Origin of the sequence: Dokdonella sp., from assembly GCF_049593775.1 — a bacterium.
Lineage (GTDB): Bacteria > Pseudomonadota > Gammaproteobacteria > Xanthomonadales > Rhodanobacteraceae > Dokdonella.
This window is the reverse complement of record NZ_JBAWHJ010000275.1, coordinates 1-6,650: the sequence shown is the minus strand read 5'-3', so window position 1 is coordinate 6,650 and position 6,650 is coordinate 1. Positions and strand designations below refer to the sequence as shown.

Here is a 6,650-nt window from a genome sequence, read left to right as displayed (position 1 = left end):
GTGCATACCAATGCATATATCAATTGAGGAGCTACCCATGGCCACTGAAAAGCGTCTAAGTCTGTCCCTGCTCGGGTTGCGATTGAGCATTTTTCTAGTGATGTTGATGTGGACGCTGGACAAGGTTATCCGACCCGAACACGCCGCCAGCGTATTCGCCAAGTTCTATGCCTTGGACGGGTTCGGCACAACAATCATCATGGCTCTTGGCGTACTTGAGCTGGTCCTGCTGCTGGCTTTTGTCACCGGCTTTGCACGCCGCTTTACCTATGGCACCGTGTTGCTGCTGCATGCCGGCTCAACGTTGTCTTCATGGCAGCAATACCTGCACCCGTACGAGGGCGGCAATCTGATGTTCTTTACGGCCTGGCCGATGCTGGCGGCATGCTTCGCTCTCTATCTGCTGCGAGACGCCGACCGCATGACAATCGGCGGACGCCGAGCCACCACACGTGCTTGACCCGCCACGAATCGATCGCCATCTCGTTGAGTCGAGGGAACTCGACTGATCTTGCCTGCCCCCCATTGGTGTATCCGACGCAATCACATCTTTGGGGAGTGCGCGTGCCTCGAAACCCTTGATCCAAGGTAGCCGAATGCCGGGCAGCCCGGTCACGAAAGTACTCGCGAGATGGTCACAAAGGGATTGGCGCGCCCGGAGGGATTCGAACCCCCGACCACCGCCTTCGGAGGGCGGTATTCCGCAAACTGCGCATGGAATTGCGGTGCGGTCGGAGACGAGGTGTAGCGCGGCCCATTGACGTCGTAGCGCGAGATCAACTCCGCATCGAAGACGGGAGCGCGGGAGAACTGGGGATGCGTGAGCGTGGAAGCGATCATGTGCGCATCGTGCCGCCTCGCCAGCGCAGCTACCTTGATCCACGTCAAGCAGAAACATTGTCCTGGCAAGGAATCAGCTCACCGCAAACCTGTTAGCGGCCACGGCCGATGCAGGCGGACCAGGGTGCCGCCGCCTTGAGATGCTACGGACAAGTGCGCCGCCAGCCGGCGTGCACGCGCCTGCATGCTGCGCATGCCGGTGCCCTGCTCGGATCCCGCCTTGCCCACACCTTGGCCGTCGTCGCGCACTTCGAGGGTCAGGGCATCGTTGTTATTGCGAACTTCAACGTCGACGCGTCGGGCCTGGGCATGTTTCAGCACGTTGGTCAGCGCTTCCTGCACGATGCGCAGCAGGTCCAGGCTCTGGGTGTTGGTCAGGTACACATCATCCAGACGATCGGTATCCCAGTGCAGGGCGATGTCATAAGCCTCGAACAGGCGCGACGTTCGGTGACGCAATGGCGCCAGCAATTCGCCGAGCGAGTTTTCACCGTAATGCTGCGCCGACGCGGTGTCGATGATTAAACGCAGGTCGTCGCGCAGTTCGCGCAGGGCGTCGAGCATCTTGCGCGATGAAACGTTCTCCGGCCCCTGTTCCAGCGCTGCGATATTTCCAATCAACATCCCGCCGAGACCGTCGTGCAGATCGTGCGCAAGGCTGACCCGTTCGCCGAGGCGAACGTGCGCCAACTCCAGCGTGTGCTGACGCGAAAGCGTTTCAGCCAGCTCCCTGCGCGCCTGGTCGACATTCTGCTGCAGCTCGATGTTGAAGCCTTCGATACGACGCAGGTTGCTGACAAAGTTCCATGCCAGCACCACCGATGCACTGACGACGCCCATAAGGCCCGTCAGGCTTGCCCAGTTGGTGGTGTCGCCAATGACCCCGGCAACGCCCATGGCATCGTGTACCCCGGCAATGATCAGGGCGGCCGAAGTCAGTGAAAGGAATTTCTGATCCGGTCGACCACCGCGCCATGCGAACCACAGGAACGCGACATCGACGATCACCACCACCAGCACCGACAGCGCGTTGGCAAGGTTGCGTGCCGCGAGCTTGCCGTCATGTGGCGCCAGAATGATCCATGACGCTGAAAGCAACAGCAGCGCCCACATGGCCAGCTCGCGCCGCGGCCAGCGTCGCTCGCAAAATCGCAGTACGAACATGCCCCAGCAACCAATCGATATGGGTACCGCGGCTGCTATCAGGTTTTGGTAGGCATCGGTGGTCGCGAACGGCCATGGACTGATGGCGACCGTGTTCCATGCCACCGGCAACCAGGCGAATCGGCCGGCCGCATACCAGCCGAAGGCCACTTCGCTGCGGCGCATCAGCCATACGACGAGAAAGAACATGCCAACCGTGAGGCTGATCGACAGGCCGATGAGATTGAGCCTCTGGCGCAACCACTGCTCGGAACGGAACTCTGCCTCGAGCGCATTGGCATCGCCCACGCGCACGGGCCCGAGTCCCGGAGTGTACTGGGCGAGGCCGGACACACGCACCAGCACGGTGTTGCGGCCCACTTTGAGTAGCGGTGGGGGCAGGCGCCAGTAGCGCGGCACGTTCCACATTCTGCTGAGTGGCTCGACGCGAATGGCGTCGCGCGCAATGAGGGCACCGTTGACCCGGATCTCACCGGCGAAGGTCAGGTAGCCCAGATACAGCGCAACATCATCCAGAGGCATCGGCTGATCCCAGCTCAGCCGGTACCAGACCACACCGTCGTAGTTCGGCCAGCGTTTGCTCCAGTCGTCGGGCAGCCTCACATCAACCCAACCTGCGCTTGGCGGTGTACTTGCATCCGCGTCCGAACGTGTAGCCTCGATGCTGCCTGGCCAGCCGATCTCTTCGGCCCACGCGGGAACCGTCCAAAGCAGGGCCAGCAGGAGGCACGATCGGCAAACGTGGGAAAGCAGTTTCACTGCAGGAGACCGTGCTGGCGCGCGGCGAACAGTGCCTGCGTGCGTGAGTTCACCGACAGTTTTCGATAGACCTTCTGCACGTGTGTTTCGACTGTCGCCCGGGTGATCGACAGATCATCGGCAATCTCGCGATTGCTCATCCCGTCCGCAACGCACTGGAGGATCTGCATCTCGCGCCGGGTCAGCGCTTCCTGCAGTTTTGCAGATTGCGTCGAAGCAGAACGTGCGACTTCAGGATGGTGCACCAAGGCCAGAATACGCCGGGCGATGAACGGGTCAATCGGTGCGCCGCCGGCAAGAACACTGCGCAGCGACATGGCAATTTCCAGATCATCACGCTCCTTGAGCACGTAACCGCTGGCGCCGGCAGCCAGTGCACCGAGAATCATTTCCTCGGTACTCCATGCCGAGATGACGAGGATCGGCAACGCATCGTTGCGCGCGCGCAGCCAGGCAACCAGCTCGATCCCACGGCCATCGGGCAGGCCGAGATCCACCAGAGCCATCGTGAGCTGGTCGCTTTCCCGTCCCAGTACCTTGCCTTCGGCCAGGGTCGCGGCCAGACGCAGCTTGTCGTCCGCATGCCCTAGCGTCGCCAGGATGCGCCGGAGACGCTCGAGCATCGCAGGCTCGTCGTCGACTAAGAGTATGGGTTTAGTCATCAATGAGCAGGGAAACTATCACAAGGCCGTTCAGCAAAAAATCAATGTTTTCATGGATGCGCAGCGCGATGACGGCTAGCTATCCTTGACCAGGATCACCGCCACTGGGGAACTGGCTCTTGAAACCGAATTCCTTTCTGCCTGCACGTCTGATTGCTCTGGCCTTGACGCTGGGCGCCGCCGTGGCATGCGTCGGCACGCACGCCACCGAGCCGATCGATTGCGAAACTACGCCTTTCGGCGCCACCAATCTGATGCTGGGCGATGCCGAGTTCATGTCCTTGCTCAGCAACAACGACCGGTCCTTCAAACCGATCGGCGAATATCGCCTGCCGCGGGCCGGAGAATCCGATCCGCTGAACGAGGTTTACAGCGGCAACCTGATTCCGGCCGGTCTGCCCGCGGACGTGTATTTCCTTGACGCAGCCAATGTCGATCTGAATGGCGATGGTCGCGACGAAATAGCGGTGGCCTATGGCATTCGGTCAGACCCCAACCAACCAATAGTACTCAGCAAGATCATCATTGGCATTTTCCAGCGCACTCCGGGATTTGCCCCCTCGGCGCGAATGATCGACAGCTGGCAGCTGGATGGAAATCTCGAAGGCACCGGCATGACCACCTCCTCGGTTGAACTGGAGGCCGGTGATTTCCGCGGAACATCCACTCGCGTGCAGCAACTGGCCCTGATGTGGCGCGGCTCGATTGGACCGACCGACGGCAAGATGAACGTGATCGTGCTGACCGGTGCCCCCGATGGCAGCCTGATCGAAGCGGACAACAGCTGGGCCGGTCGCTGGGGGAGTACGGCTGGCTTTGGCAAATCGAGCCTGACTCATGGCGATGTTCTGCTCGATGGTCGCGATCAGCTCATGGTGGTGGCTATCGATGGTCACTACCTGCATATCCACCTGCTCGAATTCAACCCACCAAATGCACATGCCAACAGCGGCTTGCCGATTGCGATAGGCGACATGAATATCGGCAGCCGGGATTTCGTCAGCGATATTTTCACGTTTGCCGATGATGGATTTGAAGCGCCCTCCCTTCCACCCTCGCAGTGCACACCGTTTGGTTCTCCCTTCAGCTGCAGCGAAACCGTTTTCGTAAACACCCCGCACCGCCTTCTGGCCAACGCCGGCAACCTGGTCGATACGGCGGCAGCGGAACTGCTGGTGCATCTCTCCTTTTCCGGTCAATCTACACTGCGAGACTCAAACGGAACTTTGGTCAGTGGTCGAAGCGGGTACTACATCGGCCAGCGCTTGCTTCACTTTTCAAAGGTGCAAGTCGCGCCGGGCGCAGACATCAGCGCGGTGACCATCAGCAGTAGCGGACCAGGCCGGGATTTTGACACCAGCCAGATTATCGGCCCGCGAAACCAGTTTGAAGGCCTCCCAAGCGGAGAAGTAACGCAAACCGCTTTCGACGCAGCAGTCGGCAGGGTTTTCGGCGGCGAGCAAAACCAGCTAGCCCTGGTGCGTGTCGCCGATAGCCCTCACAGCCGCCAGCTCCAGGTTGATCTCTATTCGGCGGGTGTGCGGCTTCAGGCCGGCTTCAAGTTCGACGTGATTGCAGGCACAGGTCCGTTCACGGTGAAGTTCACCAGCACCGCCACCGGCGATGTGGATTCGCGGCATTGGGATTTCGGTGATGGCAGCGCGTCGGTGGCCGAAAATCCATCGCACAATTACAACGCGACCGGCAGCTACACGGTCACCCTGACCGTCACCGACAGGACCGGCAAGACCAGCATCTACGGCAGCGATATCGTGATCAATGGGCAGGCCAGTAGCGGTGGTCAAGCCGAAAGCTATACCTATCAGATGGATCGATCGCCGCTGTTTTCAACCGCTACGCAAGACACCGTCTATTCTCCATCGCCCGGTAATTTCGCAATTATTGAAAACAATTTCTACGAGGGGTCCCAGCCCCGAATCGCCATTGGTGACATGGACCGCGACGGATCAACCGAGATCCTGACCACCGCGCAATCGATCGTTAGAGAAGGCCCGCAATTCGGCAATTTAGGTTCTGCGTACCGCGCTACGATTTGGCGTTCACTCTGGCGGCTGGATAGCGCGCAGATTCCCGCCGCAATCACCCAGGCTCATGCGCAACAAGTAACCGGATCGGGAATTTTTCCTTCGTTTCCACCGGCGCCTTACGCCGCCTCTACCTTGCTGGCCAGCGATTTCGATGGCGATTCAGTTTTCGCCACACTCGGCACGCAATGCGGCGCGGTCTACGAGCCCCAATTGCGCAACCTGATCTGGATGCCGCCGTTTTTCTCGGCCCTGCAATCGGGCTCGCTGGGCAATGGCTATATGTCGGCCTCCTTTGGCAATCAACAGACCAGCGGCTCCAGCGTGGAGAACCGGTCAGGCAGCTTCACCAGCCACAGCATATCGGCCTATGTCGGCGTTTCCGCCGGCACCACCGACAATGAACCGGTCAATTTCAGATCGACGCTCAAGGCGACCGCCGGACATGACTGGCAAACGTCCAAAGGGGCCATCCATGGCGAAGAGAATGAGCAAACCTACAGTGAAGGCCAGGCGGCAACGCAAGGCGATGCGCTGGTGGTAAGCGAAGGCAACTCTGCGCTCTGTTATTCCTACAATGTGGTGCAATCCAGCGGTCCGGTGCCGAACAGCGCCATGCGCATGTGCCAGATGACCGACCACGAACGCACGGCGCAAACGGCGGAATCCTGGAACGCCCAGTTCATCTACGGGCAGACCGAGCCGAACTGGGCACCGCTGCAACGCGACTGGGCCAGTCGTGCGTTATTTGTACCGCCCACCAGTAGCATTCCGTTCCAGAGCGGACGGGGGTTGGACAAGGCAACCGACGGCCTGTTCAGCACTGCCGCCACCAGTGTCAGCACGACCCAACCGTATCTGGATATCGATCTCGGCAGCGTCCAGCCGATCGAGGCGATTCGCATATTCCCGGCGGCCAACGTCGATGACAATGGCGCGGTACTCAAGCCGATCGCCTTCAATCTAGCCGCGCTCGATCTGCAAGGCTTCCGCGTCTACGTGTCGGCAACGCCGTTCAACGGTCCCGAGGTTCCCGGTGGTGCGGGTGTGCGGGTGTTTGCTCCGCCGACCGACAACGGCATGGTTTATGACCGCTGGAACATCTTTGCGCGTGACGCCAACTTCAATCCGCTGCCGGCCCGCTACATCCGACTGCAGCATCCCGATCAGAGTCAGGCGC

General features: G+C 60.3%; 5 protein-coding genes. 2 read left to right on the top strand and 3 right to left on the bottom strand.

Annotated elements, in window-relative coordinates; translation table 11 throughout:
- Positions 1 to 37: 37 nt before the first annotated feature.
- Positions 38 to 460, top strand: a complete 423-nt coding sequence (locus WBP53_RS09795; RefSeq protein WP_423928391.1) for a hypothetical protein — start codon at positions 38 to 40, stop codon at positions 458 to 460.
- A gap of 152 nt (positions 461 to 612) precedes the next feature.
- On the opposite strand, the gene WBP53_RS09790 is transcribed toward WBP53_RS09795, so the two are convergent.
- The 3 genes from WBP53_RS09790 to WBP53_RS09780 all read right to left on the bottom strand — a co-directional run bounded on the left by WBP53_RS09790 (position 613) and on the right by WBP53_RS09780 (position 3,425).
- A complete protein-coding gene (locus WBP53_RS09790) occupies positions 613 to 840 on the bottom strand; it encodes a hypothetical protein (protein WP_423928389.1) in 228 nt (75 codons plus the stop codon).
- Between the two features lie 78 nt (positions 841 to 918).
- On the bottom strand, positions 919 to 2,763 hold the full coding sequence (locus tag WBP53_RS09785) for an ATP-binding protein (protein WP_423928387.1): 1,845 nt from the start codon (positions 2,761 to 2,763) through the stop codon (positions 919 to 921).
- Positions 2,760 to 3,425, bottom strand: coding sequence for a LuxR C-terminal-related transcriptional regulator (locus tag WBP53_RS09780; protein WP_423928385.1), 666 nt, complete (start codon positions 3,423 to 3,425; stop codon positions 2,760 to 2,762). Before WBP53_RS09780 ends, WBP53_RS09785 begins: the two co-directional genes overlap by 4 nt.
- A 119-nt stretch (positions 3,426 to 3,544) precedes the next feature.
- On the opposite strand from WBP53_RS09780, the gene WBP53_RS09775 reads away from it, so the two are divergent.
- On the top strand, positions 3,545 to 6,650 hold a 3,106-nt coding region (locus WBP53_RS09775; protein ID WP_423928383.1), incomplete at its 3' end, for a PKD domain-containing protein.